General features: G+C 76.1%; 17 protein-coding genes. 7 read left to right on the plus strand and 10 right to left on the minus strand.

Annotation, left to right across the window (positions count from 1 at the left end; translation table 11 throughout):
- Positions 1-49 precede the first annotated feature (49 nt).
- From B5D80_RS06325 to lysX, 5 genes are all read right to left on the minus strand, one after another.
- The gene (locus B5D80_RS06325; protein WP_088642827.1) at positions 50-790 is read right to left on the minus strand and encodes a YidC/Oxa1 family membrane protein insertase; all 741 of its coding nucleotides are present in this window, start codon (positions 788-790) and stop codon (positions 50-52) included.
- Positions 791-915: 125 nt separating this feature from the next.
- Positions 916-1,227, minus strand: coding sequence for a DUF6412 domain-containing protein (locus B5D80_RS06330; RefSeq protein WP_245854276.1), 312 nt, complete (start codon positions 1,225-1,227; stop codon positions 916-918).
- A 10-nt stretch (positions 1,228-1,237) separates the two neighbouring features.
- Positions 1,238-2,068: an alpha/beta fold hydrolase gene (locus tag B5D80_RS06335; protein WP_088642828.1), complete on the minus strand. Its 831-nt coding sequence runs from the start codon at positions 2,066-2,068 to the stop codon at positions 1,238-1,240.
- Positions 2,065-2,784 (minus strand): DUF998 domain-containing protein, encoded by a 720-nt coding sequence (locus B5D80_RS06340; RefSeq protein ID WP_088642829.1) that lies wholly within the window; start codon positions 2,782-2,784, stop codon positions 2,065-2,067. The genes B5D80_RS06335 and B5D80_RS06340 overlap by 4 nt, the downstream gene beginning before the upstream one ends.
- Entirely contained in the window at positions 2,781-6,143 is a 3,363-nt protein-coding gene (gene lysX / locus B5D80_RS06345) for a bifunctional lysylphosphatidylglycerol synthetase/lysine--tRNA ligase LysX (RefSeq protein WP_281253440.1), read from the minus strand. The genes B5D80_RS06340 and lysX overlap by 4 nt, the downstream gene beginning before the upstream one ends.
- A 203-nt stretch (positions 6,144-6,346) precedes the next feature.
- Here lysX and B5D80_RS06350 point away from each other — a divergent pair, with 203 nt between their 5' ends.
- Both B5D80_RS06350 and B5D80_RS06355 read left to right on the plus strand, forming a co-directional pair.
- Positions 6,347-7,486 carry a carboxylate-amine ligase gene (locus B5D80_RS06350; protein ID WP_211291414.1) on the plus strand — a complete coding sequence of 380 codons (1,140 nt, stop codon included), beginning with the start codon at positions 6,347-6,349 and terminating at the stop codon, positions 7,484-7,486.
- Between the two features lie 39 nt (positions 7,487-7,525).
- Positions 7,526-8,896: an FAD-dependent oxidoreductase gene (locus B5D80_RS06355; protein ID WP_088642832.1), complete on the plus strand. Its 1,371-nt coding sequence runs from the start codon at positions 7,526-7,528 to the stop codon at positions 8,894-8,896.
- A gap of 448 nt (positions 8,897-9,344) precedes the next feature.
- Here B5D80_RS06355 and B5D80_RS34185 read toward each other — a convergent pair whose 3' ends face one another.
- Entirely contained in the window at positions 9,345-9,485 is a 141-nt protein-coding gene (locus B5D80_RS34185) for a hypothetical protein (protein WP_245854277.1), read from the minus strand.
- An 84-nt stretch (positions 9,486-9,569) separates the two neighbouring features.
- Between B5D80_RS34185 and B5D80_RS34190 the strand changes: the two genes are divergently transcribed.
- Positions 9,570-9,839, plus strand: coding sequence for a DUF559 domain-containing protein (locus tag B5D80_RS34190; protein WP_245854279.1), 270 nt, complete (start codon positions 9,570-9,572; stop codon positions 9,837-9,839).
- Between the two features lie 77 nt (positions 9,840-9,916).
- Entirely contained in the window at positions 9,917-10,783 is an 867-nt protein-coding gene (locus B5D80_RS06365) for an aminoglycoside phosphotransferase family protein (RefSeq protein WP_088642833.1), read from the plus strand.
- Positions 10,784-10,798: 15 nt separating this feature from the next.
- Here the strand turns inward: B5D80_RS06365 and B5D80_RS06370 are convergent, their stop codons facing one another.
- Complete coding sequence (locus B5D80_RS06370) at positions 10,799-11,605, minus strand: Fpg/Nei family DNA glycosylase (RefSeq protein ID WP_088642853.1); 807 nt, start codon at positions 11,603-11,605, stop codon at positions 10,799-10,801.
- A gap of 160 nt (positions 11,606-11,765) precedes the next feature.
- On the opposite strand from B5D80_RS06370, the gene B5D80_RS06375 reads away from it, so the two are divergent.
- The 3 genes from B5D80_RS06375 (at position 11,766) to rocD (ending at position 15,006) form a co-directional block, all read left to right on the plus strand.
- Positions 11,766-12,626, plus strand: coding sequence for a DMT family transporter (locus B5D80_RS06375; RefSeq protein WP_088642854.1), 861 nt, complete (start codon positions 11,766-11,768; stop codon positions 12,624-12,626).
- 353 nt (positions 12,627-12,979) lie between these two features.
- Positions 12,980-13,795 (plus strand): dimethylargininase, encoded by an 816-nt coding sequence (gene ddaH, locus B5D80_RS06380; RefSeq protein WP_211291418.1) that lies wholly within the window; start codon positions 12,980-12,982, stop codon positions 13,793-13,795.
- Complete coding sequence (gene rocD, locus B5D80_RS06385) at positions 13,792-15,006, plus strand: ornithine--oxo-acid transaminase (protein WP_211291415.1); 1,215 nt, start codon at positions 13,792-13,794, stop codon at positions 15,004-15,006. The genes ddaH and rocD overlap by 4 nt, the downstream gene beginning before the upstream one ends.
- Before the next feature lie 66 nt (positions 15,007-15,072).
- Here the strand turns inward: rocD and B5D80_RS06390 are convergent, their stop codons facing one another.
- From B5D80_RS06390 to B5D80_RS06400, 3 genes are all read right to left on the minus strand, one after another.
- Complete coding sequence (locus B5D80_RS06390; protein WP_088642835.1) at positions 15,073-16,125, minus strand: fatty acid desaturase family protein; 1,053 nt, start codon at positions 16,123-16,125, stop codon at positions 15,073-15,075.
- Positions 16,126-16,268: 143 nt separating this feature from the next.
- Complete coding sequence (locus B5D80_RS06395; protein ID WP_088642836.1) at positions 16,269-17,420, minus strand: FHA domain-containing protein; 1,152 nt, start codon at positions 17,418-17,420, stop codon at positions 16,269-16,271.
- A 114-nt stretch (positions 17,421-17,534) separates the two neighbouring features.
- Positions 17,535-20,882: an SCO7613 C-terminal domain-containing membrane protein gene (locus B5D80_RS06400; protein WP_088642837.1), complete on the minus strand. Its 3,348-nt coding sequence runs from the start codon at positions 20,880-20,882 to the stop codon at positions 17,535-17,537.
- Between the last annotated feature and the right edge of the window lie 117 nt (positions 20,883-20,999).

Raw genomic sequence — 20,999 nt, forward strand, 5'->3', positions numbered from 1 at the left:
CAAGAGAGCGCTCTCTGAGCGGTTTTCTACGCTCCCGCCCCACCACTTGTCAACGCTCGTCGATGGCTCCGGCCGGCACCGGTTGCGGCCGACGCAGCAGCACGTGCTCGGCCACCGTCCACGCGGTGGTGGTGACCAGGTAGAGCACCGCCGCCAGCGGCACCACCAGCGCCAGCAGCACCGTGCCGTACGGCAGCAGCGGCAGCACCCGGGCCAGCAGCGCCGCCCCCGGCTGGTCGGCAGGCGCGCCGGTCGGGGCCGCCGTCCGCCGGGCCCGCCGGGACAGCACCGTGGCCAGGCCGGCCAGTGCCGCCAGCAGCACCCCGAACACCAGCAGCACCGCCGGGGTCAGCCCGTCGCCCAGGTGCCAGCCCAACGGCACCCCGGCCAGCCGGGCGTCGAGCAGCCCGCCGGCACCGTCCCCGGTGCCGAACAGCCGGTACATGACCAGGAAGAACGGGGCCTGGAGCAGCGCCGGCAGGCACCCCGCCACCGGCGACGCCCCGGCGGCGCGGTAGAGCGCGAACAGCTCCGCCTGCAACGTCGCGGGGTCGCCCGCGTACCGCTGCTGGAGCTGGCGCAACTGCGGGGCGAGCGCCGCGCGACGCCGCTCCGCACGGACCTGGGCGACGGTGAGCGGTGAGATCAACAGCCTGACGGCGATGGTGAACAGCACGATCGCGGCGGCGGTGGCGACCCCGCCGGCCAGCGGCGTCAGCAGCCCGGCGAGCCAGCCGACGACGGAACCCGCGGCGATAGCCGCGTCGTGCACAGGTGAGAAGGCGAGCATGGGGGAACCCCTCGGTCCGATTCCGGAGGTCCGCACGCGACGGCGACCGGCGGCCCGTCAGGGCCGCCACAAGTCCGCGTGGGACGGATGACGACGGAACCGGTCGGGGTCGGCGGCGCGCGGGATCAGCCCGCGACCGGGGACCAGCCGACCGGGAGGGGATCCCCGGGTGCCCGGGGACGGGGGCGGCCCGCCGCGTCCGGATCGACCTGCCGGGGTACGCGTCGACGCCGGGCCCGGTCGCGCAACCCGACCGCCCGCCGCCGCCCGGTGCCGGGGCCGGACGCCGGCCGGGGACGGGCCGCCAGCAGGACGACGAGCAGCAACGCGGCCGCCACCGCCGCACCGGCCAGCAGGTCACCCGGCCGGTCCGCGAGCAGGGTCAGCCCGACGAGCGCGTACGCCCACAGACCCGTCACCACCCGCAGCCCCGACACGCCCGCCAGCCTAGGACCCGCTGTCACGTCGGACCGCCGCGACGGCGTCGGCCACCGTCTCCGGCCGGTCCACGTGCAGCAGGTGCCGGGCGTCCCGGAACACCTCCTGCCGACCGGCGGGGAAGCTCGCCGCCAGCGCCGCGTGTCCCGCCCGCCACGCCGCCCGACCGGCCGGGGTGGGCACGTCGCCGAGCGCGGTCAGCACCCGCACCGGCAGCGTCGGTGCCGCCGTCACCGCCCGCACCGCCACCAGTTCCGCCGCCACCGCCGGATGCGCCAGCCACTGCACCAGCGCCCCGACCAGCACCTCCGGGCGGCCGTACGCCGCCGCGGCGGCCGGGTCGGGCGGGCGGACGCTCATCCGGCGCACCGCCCGACGCCACGCCCCCGGGCCGCACCGACGGGCCAGACCGGACCGGTCCAGCGCCCCGGCCAGCACCGGCGCCCCGGCCGACACCGCGCCGGCCGTCCACGCCGACCACCACCGCCACCGGGCCGCCCCGGCCGGATCCACCAGGCTCGGGTCCACCAGCACCAGCCCGGCGAGCCGCCCCGGATGCCGCCGGGCGTACGCCTCGGCGGGCAACGCCGCCGCCGAGTGCGCCACCAGCACCGGCCGGTCCAGCCCGGTCACCGCCGCGTCGAGGCGGGCCAGTTCGACGGTGAGGGTGGGCACCCGGGCGTCGTCCGGCCGGTCCAGCCGGCGCACCCGGTACCCGGCGGCGGTCAGCGGCGGCACCAGCCGGTCCCAGGTCGCCGCCCCCTCCCCCATCCCCGGGCAGAGCAGCACCCCCGGCCCGCCGGCCCGCGACCCCGGGTCGTCGGTGCCCGGGCCGGTCACCGGGGACGCTCCGGGCCGGGGCCCCGGCGGGCGACGGCGGCGGTGAGCAGCAGCCAGCCGGACAGCCCGGCTAGCTGGACCCGCTGCCACAGGCCCAGCCCCCACTCGGGATGCAGGGTGGCGACAAGCGTCCCGACCGTGCCGACCGCCAGCACCACCGCCACCACCAGCCCCGCCCGGCGGCGGGCCGGACCACGCAGCACGGCGAGGACCGCCACCGCACTGAGCAGCGCACCGGCCACCGCCACCGAGGAGGTGACCGTGTGTGCCTGGTGCCGCCAGGACAGCTCGCCCAGCTCCTCCAGCCGGGCGCAGCGGGCATCGATCGAGGGGGCGCAGTCCATCGAGGTGTACCCGCCGTCGACGGCGGTGGCCACACCGAACACCAGCAGCCCCCACCAGGCCGGCCGGGGCACCTCCCGGGCCACCCGGGCCAGCAGCAGCCCGGCCACCGTCGCGCAGAGCCCGGTCGTCACGTCGCCGAGCTGGAAGACCAGGTGGTACGGCTGGTCCCGGGCGGCCAGCTCGCTCAGGTAGCTCCGCACCGGCCGCAGCCCCGGGTTGAGCACCGGGGCGAGCAGCCAGGAGGCGTAACAGGCCGCCGCCAGCAGCAGCGCCACCGCCGCACCGGTCCGGGTGGCCCGGTGCCCGTCGCCGCCACGACCGGCCGGCGGGGCCGCCGGGTCCGGGTCGCGGTGCGGGCGGGGGCGGTTCACGACGACTCGCGGACCATCGGGAACGGCAGGGTCTCCCGGATGGACCGGCCGGTCAGCAGCATCACCAACCGGTCCACGCCCAGCCCCAGGCCACCGGTCGGCGGCATCGCGTACTCCAGCGCGGTGAGGAAGTCCTCGTCCAGCTCCATCGCCTCCGGGTCGCCACCGGCCGCCTTCAGCGACTGGGCGGTCAGCCGCCGCCGCTGCTCGGTCGGGTCGACCAGCTCCGAGTACGCGGTGCCCAGCTCCATCCCGAACGCCACCAGGTCCCACCGCTCGGCCAGCCGGGGATCGGCCCGGTGCTGGCGGGTCAACGGGGAGACGTCGGTGGGGAAGTCCAGGTAGAACGTGGGCACGTCGGTACGCGCCTCGACCAGCCGCTCGTACAGCTCCAGCAGCAGCTCGGCGCGCTGCCACCCCGGGTCGTACGGCACCCGGGCCGCGTCGGCGAGGCGACGCAGGGCGGCGGCGTCGGTGTCGACGGTCACCTCCTCGCCCAGCGCGGCGGAGACCGCCTCGTGCACCGTGCGCACCGGCCACGGCCCGCCGATGTCCACCAGTTCCCCGGTGCCCGGTCGGCGGGCCAGCGGAGCACCGTGCACCGCCACCGCCGCCGCGACGATCAACTCCCGGGCCAGCTCCCGCATGTCGTGGTAATCGGCGTACGCCTGGTACGCCTCCAGCACGGTGAACTCCGGGTTGTGGCTGAAGTCGACGCCCTCGTTGCGGAACACCCGGCCCAGCTCGTACACCCGCTCGACGCCGCCCACGGCGAGCCGCTTGAGGTACAGCTCGGGGGCGATGCGCAGGGTCAACCGCAGGTCGTAGGCGTTGCTGTGGGTGACGAACGGGCGGGCGTTGGCACCCCCGTGCACCCGTTGCAGGATCGGCGTCTCCACCTCCAGGAAGTCCCGCTCCACCAGGGTCCGCCGCAGGCTGGTCAGGGTGGCGCTGCGGGCCCGCAGCAGTTCCCGGGCCTGCGGGCTGGTCGCCAGGTCCAGGTAGCGGCGGCGGACCCGCGCCTCCGGGTCGGCCAGGCCGTGGTGCTTGTCGGGCAGCGGGCGCAGGCACTTGGCGGTGAGCCGCCAGTCGGCCACCCGGACGGACACCTCGCCGCGCCGGGTGGCGTACACCTCGCCTGTCGCGCCGACGTGATCGCCGATGTCGACGGTGGCCCGCCACCGGTCCAGCTCCTTCTCCAGCACCAGTTGCAGGTCACCGCTGCCGTCGCGGACGGTGACGAAGCAGACCCGGCCGTGGTCGCGGACCAGCAGCACCCGCCCGGCCACCGAGACGGTCTCCCCGGTGCCGGTGTCCGGGGCCAGCCCGGCGTGCCGGGCCCGCACCGCCGCGCAGTCGTCGGTACGCGGCCACCCCACCGGGTACGGATCGACGCCCTGCGCCCGCAGCCGGTCCAGCTTCGCCCGCCGGACCCGCACCTGCTCGGGCAGCTGCTCGTGCGCCGGCTCCGGGCTGACCGCGTGCACCGTGGCCGCGTCCGGCGGCACGAACCCCACCCCGCCACCGGCCGGCGGCGCACCGTACAGCGGCGACGGCCGGCCGCCGGGCAACGCCACGAAGCCCTCCGCGACGGCGGCGGCCAACCCGACCCGGGCCAGTTCCCGCCGCTCGCCGAAGCACAGGTAGCGGGGCGTCCAGTGCGGCTGGTACTTGGCGTTGGACAGGTACAGCGACTCCAACTGCCACCAGCGGGAGAAGAACAGCAGCGTACGCCGCCACAGCCGGATCACCGGGCCGGCGCCGATCCGGGCGCCCTGCTCGAACACCGACCGGAACACGGCGAAGTTCAGCGACACCCGCTCGACGCCCAGCCGGGGGGCCGCACCCAGCAGCGCGGCCACCATGAACTCGGTGACCCCGTTCTCGGCGGTGCGGTCCCGACGCATCAGGTCCAGCGACAGCCCGTTGCCGCCCCACGGGCTCAACGACAGCAGCGCCCGCACCCGGCCGGTGCCGTCACGGGCCTCGACCAGCACGCAGTCGCCGTCGGCCGGGTCGCCGAGGCGGCCCAGCGCCATCGAGAAGCCACGTTCGTGCTCGGTGTCCCGCCAGCGGGTGGCCAGGGCGGCGAGGTCGGCCAGCTCGGCCGGCGGGATGTCGGCGTGCCGGCGTACCCCGGCGGTGTAGCCGGCCCGCTCGACCCGGTGCACCGCCTGCCGGACCGGGCGCATGTCCCGCCCGCCCAGGTCGAACTCCCGGGCCAGCAGGATCGCCTCGTCACCCAGTTGCAGCACCTTCAGCCCGTGCCGGTGGTAGGCGCGCGCGCCGGCCTCGCTGGCCCCCATCACCGCCGGGGTCCAGGCGTACTCCCGGGCCTGGTCCAGCCACGCCGTGATGGCCGGACCCCACGCCTCCGGGTCGCCGACCGGGTCGCCGCTGGCCAGGCTCACCCCGTTGACCACCCGGTAGGTCAGCGCGGCCTTCCCGCTGGCCGAGAAGATCGCCGCCTTGTCCCGCCGGGTGGCGAAGTAGCCGAGCGAGTCCCGGTCGCCGTAACGGGCCAGCAGTTCCCGGATGCGCTGCTCCTCGTCGGCGTGCAGCACGGCGGCGGCGCGCTGGGAGCGCAGCAGGGTGAACAGGCCGGCCAGGAAGGCGACCGCGCCCATCCCGCCGAGCAGCAGGTTGACCCAGCCGGGGGCCTGGCCCTGCCGGGTGACGTCCAGGGTGATCGCGCCGCCGAAGACCTTCTCGATGGCGTACCCGACCCGGTCCAGCCAGCTGTGCAGGCTGCCGGGCACAGCGGTGAGCAGCAGGTAACCCAGCCCGACGGCCGCCGCGGCGAGGCCGAGGAACACCCCGAGGGCGCGCCGGGTGCTGCCGCTGCGGACCCGGGCGTAGAACTCCCGTCGGGCGGCCCGCAGCAGCGCCAGCGCGACGGCGGCGAAGCCGATGCCCACCCAGACGCCGACGGTCTCGACCAGGGTGAACAGCCGTCGGCCGGCGTCGTCGGTGAGCTGGTCCGCGCCGACGGTCACCAGCAGCAGGCCGGTCAGCACGCCGACGACCAGGCTGAGGATGAAGTAGACGACAAGCACCCAGTACGCCAGCCGCTTGCGGCGCAGCACCGCCGCGGCGAGGGTGCCGAGGAACACCGCGTACGCCAGGTTGGCCGGGGCCGGCACCAGCAGCGTGTCGATCGTGGTCCGGATCGGCTGGAACTCGGCGTTGGCCGCGCCGCTGACCGCCGCCAGCGCGCAGATCGCGGCGATGAACCACAGCAGCGCCGCGAACGTCCGGGGCACCTGCCGCCGCCAGTCCCGCCCGGGTGGCCGGGCCGGATGGCCGGGCCGCCGCGCCGGGGTCGGGGGCGCCACCCGGGGCGCCGTCGTCGGGGTCACCTGGCCTCCCTCACGCTCCCGCCCCGACCCGCCCCAGGTCGGGGCGGGGGTGCGGCACGGCACCGGTCGGCGGGACCGGGTCATGGTAAGCATCCGGCGCGATGACGCGCCGTGTCGCGTTTTCTCCGCCGGACACCGCGGGTAATGGGCGGACAGCACCGCGGCGCTCCCGCCGCGGCGGGACGGGACGGACGGTGATGGCGATGACCAGTGGGGTGGCGGCCGGGGCGGTGGCCCCGGAGCGGACCGGGCCCGACCGGCTCACGGTGGGCGTGGAGGAGGAGTTCCTCCTGGTCGATCCGCACACCGGTGCCGCGGTGCCCGCCGTCGACCTGGTCATGGAGCAGGTGCCGGCCGAGCTGCGCGGGCAGGTGGAGCGGGAGTTCCAGACCAGCCAGATCGAGATCGGCAGCCCGCCCGGGTTGGACCTGGGCTCGATCCGGCACTCGCTGGGCGTGCTGCGCGGCGCGCTGGCCGACGCCGCCGAGCGGGCCGGCGTCCGGGTGCTGGCGATCGGCACCGGCCCGGTGGCGGGACCGGTGCCGCCGGTGGTGGACAAGCCCCGTTTCGACCGGATGATCGAACGGTTCCGGCTGCTGGTGCCCGGCCCCGGCAACAACGGCATGCACGTACACGTGGGTGTCCCGGACCCGGACACCGGCGTGCAGGTGCTCAACCACATCCGGCCGTGGCTGCCGGTGCTGCACGCGATGACCACCAACTCGCCGTTCTCCGAGGGGGTCGACACCGGCTACGCGAGCTGGCGTTCCGTCGAGTGGGAACGCTGGCCGTCGGTCGCGCCCACCCCCTACCTGGAGTCGTACGAGCACTACGAGCGGCTGATCAGGCAGTTGATCGCCAGCGGGGTGATGCTCGACGAGGGGATGCTCTACTGGTACGCCCGGCTGTCGGCGAAGTACCCGACGGTGGAGGTCCGCATCGGTGACGTCTGCCCGTCGGTGGACGACGCGGTGCTGGTGGCGGGGCTGGTGCGGGCGCTGGTCGCCACCGCCATGGACGACGTGGCGGCGGGCCGTCCGCCGGTGAACACCGACCACCACCTGCTGGTGGCCGCGCACTGGCGGGCCGCCCACGACGGGTTGGAGGGCGACGGCGTCGACCTGGCCAACGGTGAGCTGCGCCCGGCCTGGGAGCTGGTCGACCGGCTGGTCGAGCGGGTCCGCCCGGCGCTTGCGGCGCACGGTGACCTGGCCGAGGTGACCGGGCTGCTGGCCGGGCTGCGCCGGCACGGCACCGGGGCGGCCCGGCAGCGGGCCGTGTTCGCCCGCTCGGGCCGGCTGGAGGACGTGGTCGCCGAGGTCGCCCGGCAGACCCGTGGCTGACCGGCCCGGGGGCGGCCGGCGCGTGGAAGACTGGGCGTCGTGACGGAGCGGCTGGTCGTGGTCGGTGGGGACGCCGCCGGCATGGCGGCGGCGTCCCAGGCCCGTCGCCGCCGGGGCGTCGACGACCTGGAGATCGTGGCGTTCGAGCGGGGGCACTTCACGTCGTACTCGGCGTGCGGCATCCCGTACTGGATCAGCGGGCTGGTGCAGGAGCGGGACGCGTTGATCGCCCGCGACCCGGCCACCTTCCGGGACGACTTCGCCATCGACGTCCGGCTGCGCACCGAGGTCACCGGCATCGACCTCGACCGCCGCGAGGTCACCGCCCGCCGGCTCGACGACGGCGGCGAGGTCCGCGAACGCTTCGACACCCTGGTGTACGCCACCGGCTCGGTGCCCAACCAGCCCGACTGGGCCGACGGCGACGTCGACGGCATCTTCGGCATCCAGACCCTGGACGACGCGGCGGCGCTGCGGGCGTGGCTGGACGCCGACCCGACGCCCCGCCGGGCGGTGGTGGTCGGCGGCGGCTACATCGGGGTGGAGATGGCCGAGGCGCTGATCCAACGCGGGCTCGCCGTCACCCTGGTCGAGCGGGCCGAGCAGCCGATGGCCACCGTCGACGAGGACATGGCCGGCCTGGTCGCCGAGGCGATGCGCGGTCTGGGCGTCGAGATCCGTACCGGCGTCACGGTCAGCGGGGTCGAGCAGCGCGACGGGCGGGTGTCCGCGGTGGTCACCTCCGCCGGCCCGGTGCCGGCCGACGTCGTGGTCCTCGGCCTGGGCGTACGCCCCAACACCGCGCTCGCCGCCGCCGCCGGTCTCCCGCTCGGCCAGACCGGCGGGGTCCGCGTCGACCGCCGGATGCGGGTGTCCGGGGTGCCCGGCGTCTGGGCGGCCGGCGACTGCGTGGAGACCCTGCACCGGGTCACCGGCACGTCGGTGCACATCCCGCTCGGCACCCACGCCAACAAGCAGGGCCGGGTCGCCGGGATCAACATCGGCGGCGGGTACGCCACCTTCCCCGGCGTGATCGGCACCGCCGTGACGAAGGTGTGCGACCTGGAGGTGGGGCGTACCGGGCTGCGGGAGCGGGACGCCACGGCCGCCGGGTTCGAGTTCGTCTCGGTGATCGCCGAGTCGACGAACCGGGCCGGCTACTACCCGGGGGCCCAGTCGATGACGGTCAAGCTGATCGCCGAACGGCCCACCGGTCGGCTGCTCGGCGCGCAGATCGTCGGCCGTTCCGAGGCGGCGAAGCGGATCGACGCGCTGGCCGTGGCGCTGTGGAACGAGATGACGGTGGACGAGATGACCGCCCTCGACCTCGGCTACGCCCCGCCGTACGCGCCGGTGTGGGACCCGGTGCTGATCGCCGCCCGCAAGGCCGTCGACGCCCTCGACCGCTGAAGCCCCGTCCCGCCGCCCTCGACTGGTTGCTCTTCACGCAGGCCGGGGTGGTGAGCTGGGCGCAGGCCACCACCGAACTCACCCCCGCCCGGGTACGGCACCTGCTGGCCACCGGCCGGTGGGAGCGGGTGTGCCGGGGCATCCTGCGGGTCGGCGGCGGCCCGGTGACCGTCGACCAGGCACGCTGGGTCGCGGTGCTGGCCGCCGGTGCCGACGCCGTCCTGGCCGGTCTCGCGGCGGCCCAGGCGGGCGGGCTGCGCGGCCGGTGGCGGCACGAGGCGGTGGACGTGCTGATCCCGTACCAACGGCAGGCCCCTGACCTGCTGCGCCGGCTGCCCCTCGGGATGCCGGCGGTGCGGGTACGACGCACCCGGCACCTGGGCGACGAGGACCGGCAACGGGGGCGGCCGGACCGCACCACGATGGCCCGGTCGCTGATCGACGCGGCTCAGTGGATGCGCAGCGACGACGACGCGCAGGCGGTGCTGGCGGCCGGCTGCCAGCAGCGGAGGGTCACCCCCGGGGAACTCGACGCGGTGGCCCGTCGGTTGCCCCGGCTCCGCCGGTCGGTGCTGATCGGCACCACCATCGCCGACCTGACCGGCGGGGCGGAGGCGCTGTCCGAGATCGACCTGGTCCGGCTCTGTCGTCGCCATCGCCTGCCCGGCCGGAGTTGCAGGAACGCCGGCGCGACGCGGACGGGCGTACGCGTTACCTGGACGCCTACTGGCGGCGGTGGGGGCTGCACGTCGAGGTCGACGGCGCACACCACATGGACGTCCGGCACTGGGCGGCCGACCTGCGCCGGCAGAACGGCGTGTGGATCTCCGGGGACCGGATCCTGCGGTTCACCGCGTTCGACGTCCGCCACCGCCCCGACGAGGTGGCGGCCCAACTCCGCGCCGCCCTCACCGCCGCCGGCTGGCGCCCCGACCTCGCTTGATCGTGGTGAGTTGTCGTCGCCGGGACAGGACAGTCGCCGGGGCAGCGACAACTGTCCCCGATCCGCACAATGGGCCGATGGAGATTCCGGCCGGGTTGTCGTGGGTGCGGCAGGTGCCGGAGGGGCGGGAGTGGCTGGCCACGCTGGCCCGGTGGCGGGACGAGTGCGCGCAGCAGTGGTCGCTGCGGCTCGGGCCGCCCTTCCCGTACGCGTTCGCCTCGCTGGCGATGCCCGCCGACCTGCCCGACGGCACCCCGGCGGTGCTGAAGTTGCAGTACCCGGCCCCGGACAGCCGGCACGAGGCCGACGCGTTGGCGCACTGGGACGGCGAGGCGGCGGTCCGGTTGCTCGCCCACGACCCGCAGCGGCGGGCGCTGCTGGTGGAGCGGTGCCGGCCCGGCTCGCCGCTGCACGAGTTGCCCGCCGACGAGGCGGTGGACGTGGTGGCCGGCCTGCTGCCCCGGCTGTGGCGGCGGGCGGCCGGGCCGTTCACCCCGCTCGCCGAGGAGGCCATGGGCTGGCGGCACCGGCTGCCCGAGGCGTGGGAGGGTGCCGGCCGGCCGTACGGGCGGCGGCTGGTCGACGCGGCGCTGGACCAGCTCGACCGGCTGGTCGACACCCAGGGCGAGCAGGTGCTGGTCAACCAGGACCTGCACGCCGGCAACGTGCTGCGGGCCACCCGGGAACCGTGGCTGGTGATCGACCCGAAGCCGCTGCTGGGCGAGCGGGAGTTCGCGGTGGTGCCGATCGTGCGCGGGGTCGAGCTGGGGCACTCCCCGGCGGCGGTACGGCGTCGGCTGGACCGGGTCACCGGGGCGCTCGGCCTCGACCGGGACCGGGTGGTCGGCTGGACGATCGCGCACTGCCTGGCGTGGAGCCTCGACGGCGACACGGTCTTCACCAACCAGGTCGAGGTGGCCCGCTGGCTCGTCGACGGCACGTAGGTGCCCCCGCCCGGGTCAGCGTTGGCAGGTGGGGCACCAGTAGAGGTTGCGGCCGGCCAGCTCGCCCCGGCTGACCGGGCCGCCGCAGACGTGGCAGGGCGCGCCGGCGCGGCGGTAGACGTACACCTCGCCGCCGTGCCGGTCGACCCGGGCGGGGCGGCCCATCGCCTCGGGCAGGTGGGCGTCGCGGACGGTGTCGATCCGGCCGCGCGCCACCGCCAGGGTCATCAGCGCCACCAGGTCGACCCAGAGCGCCGTCCAGCCCGCCGGGGTGAGCTGCCGGCCGGGCAGCGTCGGCCGCAGGCCGGCCCGGAACAGCACCTCGGTCACGAAGATCAGCCCGGTGCCGGCCACCACCGACTGGTCGAGCAGCAGCGCGGCGAGCGGGGTGGGGCTGCGCCCGATCCGGGCGTACGCGCGGTCGGGGTCGGCGTCGGCGCGCAGCGGGTCCGGGCCGAGCCGGTCGCGCAGCGCCGCCACCTCGGGCGGGGTGAGCAGTTCGCAGGCGGTGGGTCCGCGCAGCTCCAGCCAGTGCCGGTCGCTGGCCAGCCGCAGCCGGACCTGCCCCACCGGTACGGGCGGCTCGCCGTCCCCGTCGGTGAACCTGCCGTACAGGCCCAGGTGGACGTGCAGGGTGCGCTCGTCGGCGTAGTGGTGCAGCAGGTGCTTGCCGTACGCCTCGGTGCCGTGCAGGACGGTGCCGGAGATCAGCGCGGCGCCCTCGGCGAAGCGGCCCTGCGGGCTGCTGACGGTGACCTTGTCGCCGGCGAACAGCTCGGCGTGGCGGGCCGCGAGGCGGTGGATGGTGTGTCCCTCTGGCACGGGTGCCAAGGGTAGCCCGCCGCCCCGGCCCCGCCGCCGACGGTGCCGTCCGGGTTGCCCGGAGTGTGGTCGATCGACGTACGGGGTACATCCGGGGTGTTCCCGCGTGGCGGCCACCGACCCTTCCGAGGGCTGCACGCATCGACGAGGAGGTGTGGTGGTGAACGTTCCTTCCCTCCTGCGCCGCCGGACGGCGACGCAGGACAGCAACGGCGACGGGGTGGTCGACGCGCGTGACGGGCACCCGGTGGTGACCGACCGGGACGCCGACCGGGCGACGTACCGCAGCGGGTCGCTGGCAACCGACGGTGAGCGCGATGCCGACGCCGGGCGTCGCGCCGCCGAACGTGGGGCCGACGCCGGCACCGTGCGCCGGACCGCCGACGGCGGGCGGACCGCCGACGACGAGCGGCGGGCGGCGGAGCGCGCCGCCCTGGCGCGGGCGGCGACCGCCCGCAGCGCCGTGGACGGCACGCGGAGCGCCGCCGCCCGGTCGACCACCGTCGACGACGAGCCGCGTACGCCGACCGACCCGATCCGGGTCACCGACCCCGCGCCGCGTCCGGTGCCGGACCGGCCGGTCGACCGGGAGCGGACGCCCGTCGCGCCGACCCCGCCCGCCGACACCCGCCCCGCCGACCGGGACCGGGTGGACACCGACGCGGTCGACCCGCAGCCGCCGGTGGTGGCCGGGCCGAAGCCGAGGACGAGTCTGCTCGCCACCCTGGGTCTGATCGTCTCGGTGGTGGGCGCGGCGTTCGTGCTCACCGGCACGCTGGCCGGGTACGGCATCGCCCTGGGCGCGCTCGGCGCGGTCTGCTCGGTGCTGGGCCTGATCGCGACCCGCCGTCGGCACGTGGCCGGCACCACGGACGCGCTGGTCGGAATCCTGGTCGGCCTGGCCGCGGTGGTGCTGGGCGTGCTCGCCTTCACCGGCCAGTTCGACTGGCCGACCACCGACGGCGACTGGGTGGCCCGGTTCCGGGAGTGGCTCGACTCACAGTTTGTGGACCGGTTCTGAGGGCACATTTGACCCCGCCGGCGGTTCGCCGGCGACGTTGGACCAGCCGGCTCGCCGGCACCGCCCGACCAGCTCTGGTGGTTCACCAGCCGGGCACCCCACCTCGGGGGCAGCGGTTCGCCGCCACCGAAGCGCACAGGGGCCGTCACCTCCCGCCGGGGTGGCGGCCCCTTCGCCGTACGCCACCACGCAACGGATCGCCGTCGCGGTCGGGTCACACGCAACGAACCACCGCCGGACGCACGGTTCGGCGGTGGTTGTCGCCCGGCCGGGCCGCATACCGTTGAGCCACGGCGCCAGCCCGTGGGCCACGGAGGCCGGGCGCGCCCGACCCCGGGAGCAGGACAATGACGATGGACGCCACCAGCCAGCGCTTCCTGATGTGCCGGCCGACGTACTTCGCCGTCGACTACGCCATCAACCCGTGGATGGACCCGACCGCGCCGGTCGACGCCGCCCTGGCGATCCGGCAGTGGGAGCAGCTCCGCCGCACCTACCTCGATCTCGGCCACACCGTCGAGCTGATCGACCCGGTCCCCGGCCTGCCGGACATGGTCTTCGCCGCCAACGGGGGCACGGTAATCGGCGACCGGGCGATGGCGGTGCAGTTCCGCGACCCGCAGCGCGCCGACGAGGCCCCCGCCTACCGGGCCTGGTTCGAGGCCGCCGGCTTCGAGGTGTACGACCCGAAGCACGTCAACGAGGGCGAGGGGGACGTGCTGCTGGTCGGCGACCACCTGCTCGCCGGCACCGGGTTCCGCACCGCGCACGCCTCGCACGCGCAGTTGCAGGAGGTCTTCGGCTACCCGGTGGTCACCCTGCAGCTGGTCGACCCGCGCTTCTACCACCTGGACACCGCGCTGACCGTGCTCGACGAGCGGACCGTGGCGTACCTGCCGGAGGCGTTCTCCCCCGGCAGCCGGGCGGTGCTGCGCCGGCTCTACCCGGACGCGGTCCGGGCCAGCATGGCCGACGCGGAGGTGCTCGGTCTCAACGCGGTCGGCGACGGCCGGCACGTGGTGCTGCCCGCGCAGGCCACCGGGCTGGCCGCGCAACTGCGCGACCGGGGCTACCAGACCATCGGTGTCGACCTGTCCGAGCTGCGCAAGGCCGGCGGCGGACCGAAGTGCTGCACGTTGCGACTCCGTCAGGGAAAGGCGAGCCAGTGATCGAGGACATGCTGCGGACCCCGTCCGCCGTCCGGGACGCGGAGCGGTACACCGCGCACAACTACCACCCGCTGCCGGTGGTGGTCTCCTCCGCCGAGGGGGCCTGGCTCACCGACGTGGACGGTCGGCGCTACCTGGACTGTCTGGCCGGCTACTCGGCGCTGAACTTCGGCCACCGGCACCCGGCCCTGATCCGGGCCGCCCACGAGCAGCTCGACCGGCTCACGCTGACCAGCCGGGCGTTCATCCACGACCAGTTCGCCGACTTCTGCCGGGAGTTGGCCGCGCTCTGCGGCAAGGACCTGGTGCTGCCGATGAACACCGGCGCGGAGGCGGTGGAGACCGGCATCAAGGTGGCCCGCAAGTGGGGCTACCAGGTCAAGAAGGTCGCCCCGGGGCAGGCGAACATCATCGTCGCCGACGGCAACTTCCACGGCCGGACGACCACCATCGTCAGCTTCTCCACCGACGACGACGCCCGCGCCGACTTCGGGCCGTACACCCCCGGGTTCACCGTGGTGCCCTACGGCGACCTGGCGGCGCTGGAGGCGGCGATCGACGAGAACACCGTCGCCGTGCTGCTGGAGCCGATCCAGGGCGAGCAGGGCGTGGTGCTGCCGCCGGAGGGCTACCTGCCGGGCGTACGCCGGGCCTGCACCGACCGCAACGTGCTGTTCATCGCCGACGAGATCCAGTCCGGGCTGGGCCGGACCGGGCGCACCTTCGCCTGCGACCACGAGGGCGTCGTACCGGACATGTACCTGCTGGGCAAGGCGCTCGGCGGCGGCATCGTGCCGGTCTCCGCGGTCGCCGCGGACGCCGACGTGCTCGGCGTGCTCCGGCCGGGCCAGCACGGCTCCACGTTCGGCGGCAACCCGCTCGCCTGCGCGGTCGGCACCGAGGTGGTCCGGCTGCTGGCCACCGGGGAGTTCCAGCGCCGCTCCGCCGAGCTGGGCGAGCGGCTGCGCGCCGGGCTGGAGGGGCTGCTCGGCAGCGGGCTGGTGGCGGTGCGGGTACGCGGGCTGTGGGCCGGGGTGGACATCGACCCGGCGCTGATGACCGGCCGGCAGGCGTGCGAGCGGCTGATGGACCGGGGTGTGCTGGCCAAGGACACCCACGGCTCGACCATCCGGCTGGCCCCGCCGCTGGTGATCACCTCCGACGAGATCGACCACGCGGTGGCGCAGCTCGCCGCCGTACTGGCCGGCTGAGGTCCCACCCGGACAGGGCGCCGGGACCACGATGGTCCCGCCGCCCTGTCCGCCGGTTCGTCGGGCTCAGCCCTCGCGCAGCGGTCGACCCACCTCGTGCAGGTGCGCCAGCCCCTGCCGGTACGAGTCGATCAGCCCGGTCTCGGTGTACTCGATGCCCTGCTCGGCGCAGTACGCCTTGACCAGCGGCTGGGCCCGGCGCAGGTTGCCCCGGGGCATGTTCGGGAACAGGTGGTGCTCGATCTGGTAGTTCAGGCCGCCCAGCGCCTGGTCGACGAACCAGCCGCCGGACACGTTGCGCGAGGTGAGCACCTGCTTACGCAGGTAGTCGAGGTTGTCCTCGTCGGACGGCATCAGCATGCCCTTGTGGTTGGGGGCGAACGCGCACCCCATGTACAGGCCCCAGAGTCCCTGGTGGACGGCGGCGAAGAGCAGCGCCTTCAGCGGTGACATCACCGCCAGCAGCAGGCCGACGTAGCCGACGGTGTGCACCACGAGCAGCAGCGCCTCCACGGCCCGGTGCCGCATCGGGACCCGCCACCCGCCGTCCGGCTCCCGGCCGATCAGCGCCTGGATGCTCGCCACGTGCAGCGCCAGCCCCTCCAGCAGGAGCAGCGGGAAGAACAGCCACGCCTGCCGGCGGGCCATCCACCGACCGAAGCCCCGGGTCGCCATCACCTGCTCGTGCGTCCAGACCAGCGCACCCGCGCCGACGTCGGGATCCTCGTCGGCGTGGTTCGGGTTGGCGTGGTGCCGGTTGTGCTTGTCCACCCACCAGCCGTAGCTGAGCCCCACGGCGAGATTGCCGGCGATCAGGCCGGCCGCCTCGCTGTGGCCGCGTCGGCGGAACATCTGCCGGTGCCCGGCGTCGTGCCCGAGGAAAGCGACCTGGGTGGTGGCCACCGCCATCACGACCGCCAACGGCAACTGCCACCAGGAGTCGCCGACCATCGCCACCAGCGCCCAACCGGCCAGGAAGGTGCCCAGGGTCCCGACGATGCGGGCCATGTACCGGCCGGGACGCCGGTGTAACAGCCCCGCCTCGGCGACCCGGCGGGACAGGCGCGCATAGTCGCTGCCCCGCCGGGCGGTCGACGCTGCCAACGTCGGGGAACTCATCTGATATCACCCTCCGGTGTCGCGGGCCGCACCCGATGTGCGGCCTTCCGCCACCAAGCCTGATGTCATAGATGAGAGTGGACAATCCTTGTCAGCCCCCAGTCCGGGGTGGAGCTACCCCTACCGGCCGCGGGCGGTAGGGGTCAGTTGCGTGGTAGCCGCATCGCCATGGTGGGTGCCTCGGCCATCACCGACGTCGGGGTGAACGCCGCGCCGGTGGGCAGTTCCCGGGCCCGGCCGACCTGCACCCCCGGGTACAGCTCCACCATGTCCGCGCCGCCGAGCACCCGGGACTGCTTCGGGGCCAGCGGGACGCGCTCGGCCTCGGCCATCGAGCCGTTCGGCCGGATGCCGGAGCCGTTGGTGCTGACGTCGGTGACGATGACCTCGCCGACGCGCAGCTCGAACCGGACGTGCGCCCGGCTGATCCAGCGCCGCGCCTCGTCGTTGAGCCACTGCCCGAGCATCACGCCACCGGTCTCCTCGGGGGCCCGGCCGACCGTCACCGGTTCGTCCTCGGTGAGGACGAACCGGCGGCGGATCAGGCCACCGATCCGGATCGCCAGCACCTCGCTGCGCGGGCGCGGCCCGGCGTCGGAGAGCCGGGCACCGTGCCGGGGGCAGGTCGGCACGCCGTTGCGCAGGGCGGGCGGCGGCTGACCGGCCGGGGCCCGGTCCACCCGGGCCAGGTCGGCGAACGCCCCGCCGCCCCCGCCGCCGCCGAACAGCGCGCAGCCCGGCTCCGGACAGCGCCACCTGCGGGCCAGCAACTGCCCGCCGACCGGGGATCGGTCGCCCTCGACGGGGGTGGGCCCGCCCCCGACGTGCGCGACGAAGGCCGGGCCGCCCGCGCCGGGCACCGGGGCGACGACCCGCCCCGGCTGCTCCACCAGCCACGGGAACCGGCCGCGCAGACCGTCGAACCGGACCCGGCTGACCACCGGCAGGCCGAGCAGGTCGGCCACCTCCAGCATCCGGTCGCCCGGGTTGTCGAGCACCTCGACCAGGCCGTCGTCGGCCCACCGGCGGACCACCATCCGCTCGTTGGAGGTGAGGTCGGCGTCGGAGAGCAGCGCCCGGTGCACGATCGCGTAGACCGGGACGCTGTCCTCGGCCAGTTCGCGGGAGAGCGCGTCGATCACCATGCCGAGCCGCAGCAGGCTGGCCGGGCGGCCACCGTCGAGATCCTGGTAGCGGATCACCTCGGCCAGGTCGAGTACCGCTCGGGCCAGGGACGGATCGGTGCAGACCCGCCCCTCGATGGCGTCCAGCACCTTGCTGATCTCGAATCTCATCGCGCGCTCCGGAGGATGTCGTCGATCGGCCGGGCCGCCACCGCCGGGCCCGGTAGGCACCTGCCCGCCGGGGTGAACAGGCGCTGCCCTGGCACGACCCTACCGGTGCCCGGGTCAGCCCATCCGGCCCACCGCCGCGCGCAGCCGGGCCACGTCACGCCGACGCCGCTCGTAGGTGGCGGCGAGGGTGATCAACGCCAGCCCGCCGACGGCCAGGTAGATCCAGCGCGGCAGCAGGTCCCACCCCCGGACCAGCTCGTGCACGGCGAGCAGGACGAGGGCACCGCCACCGAGCACCACCGGTGCCTGCCAGCGCCGCACCGCCCCGACCAGCACCACGCCCAGGGCGGCGCCGCCCAGCAGCAGCCGCCGCCATGGCTGCGGGTCGGGGGCCACCAGCACCGACACCAGGCTGGGCAGCAGCCCGGCGGCCAGCCCGGGGCCGAGGGCGAGCCAGCTGGTCAACCCGGGTCGGGCGCGCAGCGCGAGCAGGCCGGCCACCAGCGTCAACCCGGCCGCCGGCAGGGTGTACGCCTCCAGCAGCACCACCTCGCCGCTGATCAGCAGCAGCCACGCCCCGAGCAGCTCGCTGCCACCGGCCACCGCCCCGAGGGCCCACCGCCGGCCGGCCGACTGGCCCGGGTACAGCACCCGCAGTGCCGCGGCGGCACCCCAGAGCACGCAGATCGCCGCCGCGTGCCGGATCGCGCCGACGGTGAGCAGCAGGGCGAGCACGGCCACCGCCTGCGCGGCAGCCTCCAGCGCCCGTACGGTGAACGAGCCGCGCCGGGCCAGCGCGGGTGCGCCGAGGAGCACCGCCACCGCCACCCCGAGCACCGGGAAACCGGCGGTGCGCAGCGGCAGGTCGGCGGCCAGGGGCGCGGTGAGCGCGAACCCGGTGGCCGCCGCGACGGCGGTCAGGAAGCCGAGCAGCCGTACCTCGGCCCGCCGGCCGATCGCGCCGACCACCGCCGCCACGACCACCAGCAGGGCGAGCCCGGCCAGCATGCCGGCCCGGGTGGCGAGCAGTCCGACCAGGCCGGCGGCCGTCCACAGCAGACCGATCGGGGTGGTCACCGGCACCAGCAGCGCCCGGCGACGCCCGGGGGCCGGTGCCGGTGCGGCGGCTCCGGGAACGCCCGGGGCGGCCCCGTGCGGAGGGGCGGCGGACCGGGCCGGGCCGGTGATCGTGGCGGTGAGCAGGGCGGCGACCCCGACGATCAGCACCGCCGCCGGCACCACCGGCCAGGGGGCGTCCGCGCCGAGCAGCAGCACGGGCAGCGCCGCCGCCCCGAACGGCAGCGCGGCGACGGCGGCCCCGGACCGGTCACCGGTGTGCCGGTGGACGACCAGCGCGGCCGTGCCCGCCAGGACCAGCAGCGCCGCCCCGACCACGAGGGCACCGGGCGGCCCGTCCCCGGTCGGCACCCCCGACCAGGGCCGCACCGGCCCACCGTAGGGGGCGACGAGCGCGGCCAGGGTCACCGGCGCGGCGGCGACCAGCGCCAGGCCGGCCAGCACCGCACCGACCACCCGGCCCGGGGTGACCGGCGCGGTCCGCCGGTCGGCCGGCACCAGCGCGACGACTGCCAGCGCCGCGTAGAGCGCGAGCGGCTCCCCACCGGGTACGACGGTAGGCGCCACCACGGCGGCGAGCGCCAGGGCGAGCGCGGTGCCGGCGTACCCGTCGAGGTCGGGGCGGCGGCGACGCAGCGCGAGCAGCGGCACCAGCAGCAGCACGGCGGCGACGAACCCGGCCCGCAGCTGCCACCAGGCCGGTGCCCCGGCGGCCCGCGACGCGACCGACGCGCCGGCCGGCACGGTGAGCAGCGCGACCGTCAGCGCGACCCCGGCGACCCGGCCCGCGACGGCGCTCGCCGGGCGGCCCGGCAGCGCCACCGCCAGCCCGGCGACCAGCACCACCCCGAGCGCCACCAACATCCCGACCGGGGCGGCCGGGGCCACCAGCAGCCCGTGCCCGAGCAGCACCGCGGCCCCCGCCGCGCCGACCAGCACGGTCGGGACGCGCCGGCCGCGCAGCACCGCGACCGGCAGCAGCGCCGCGCCGACGACCAGGTCGACGGCGAGGGTCGCCGGCCACGGGGTGACCGTCACCGCCGGCAGCGCCGCAGCCGTGACCACCACCGCCAGCAGTACGGTCACCGGGCGGGCCACCCTCGGCAGCAACAGGAGGCCCGCACCGGCGGTGAGCAGGACGACCAGCGGCAACTGCCAGCCCCAGGCGAGGTCGGGCCCGGCGGCGGCGCCCTGCCAGGCGGGCAGTGACCGGTCCACCGCGAGCGTCGCCACGGCCCCGGTGGCGAGCACGACGACCTGGGCGGCACCGCCCGCGACCAGCAGCGCACCGACCCGGGGGCCGGTGCGGTGCCGCTGCGGCAGCAGCCGGACGGCACCGGCCAGCGCGGCGGCCACCAGGCCGACGGCGAGCAGCAGGAACCCGGCCCGCAGTTCCGCCACCGGCCGCAGCACCGCGACGGCCAGCAGCGGCACCAGCAGCCCGGCGGTGATCTGCCGGAACACCGCCGCTCCGGCGACCCGGGCCGCACCGGCCAGCACCAGACCGACGAGGAGCAACGGCAGGCCGGCGAGCAGCGGCTGACCGCCGGCCCGGCCCAGCGCCAGCGGCACCAGGGCGCAACTCGCGGCGACGGTCAGCGCGCCGCCGAAGCCGAGCCAGCCGAGCACCCGGCCGGCGAGCACGGAACCGGACGGCCCGGCGACCGGCCCCCCGCCGGCCGCCGGACCCCCGTCCGCCGGGGCGGTGGCGGTGCCCGACCCCCCGGCGGGCACCACCACCCCTCCCCCCGGACCCGCGACGGCCACGGCCGCTGCGGGTGACGCCGCCGCGGCCGGAGCCACAGCGGCGGGATCGGGCCCGGCCGCAGCCGGGGAGCGGCGGCGCAGCACGACCACCACCGCGAGGTCGAGCAGCGCCACCCCGAGGAAGGTCAGCGTCCAGCCGGTGGCTCCCGGGCGGGACTGCGCGACCGCGAGCGGCAGCACCGGCTGGACCACGAACAGCGCCGCGAACCATGGCACGGTGAGCCGGCTGAGCAGGGCGTACCCGGCGGCGACGGCCGCGCTGACCCCGGCGACCAGGGCGGCGTAGCGGGTGCCCGGCCAGTCGGCGGTGCCGAGCAGGTTCACCGACCAGGCGGCGTACCCGTCGAGCACCACCAGCAGCAGGCCGACTGCGGCGAACGTCTCGGCGGTGCCGCGCAGGCCGCGCCACTTCGCCACCAGCGGCACCGCCAGGGCGAGCGCGGTGAACGCGGCCAGGATCAGCGCCCGTCCGGCCACCCCCACGGTGGCCCAGGCGACGGCGGTGAAGACCACCGCCGCCGTGCCCAGCAGCAGGCCACCGAGGACGAACAGCAGCCACTGGATCGTCCGGGTGGACGTTTCCGGGCGACCCGGGGTGTCCGGCCCGGCTGGCGGCACGACCCCGCCGGGCGCACCCGGCGGTACCGGCGTCCCCGGGCGCACCGGCGGCGCGACCGGACCGGTCGGGGGTCCGGCCGGCGCGGCGACCGGAGGGCCCGCCGGCGCGGCGGGGCG

Source organism: Micromonospora wenchangensis (assembly GCF_002210435.1).
Taxonomy (GTDB): Bacteria; Actinomycetota; Actinomycetes; order Mycobacteriales; family Micromonosporaceae; genus Micromonospora; species Micromonospora wenchangensis.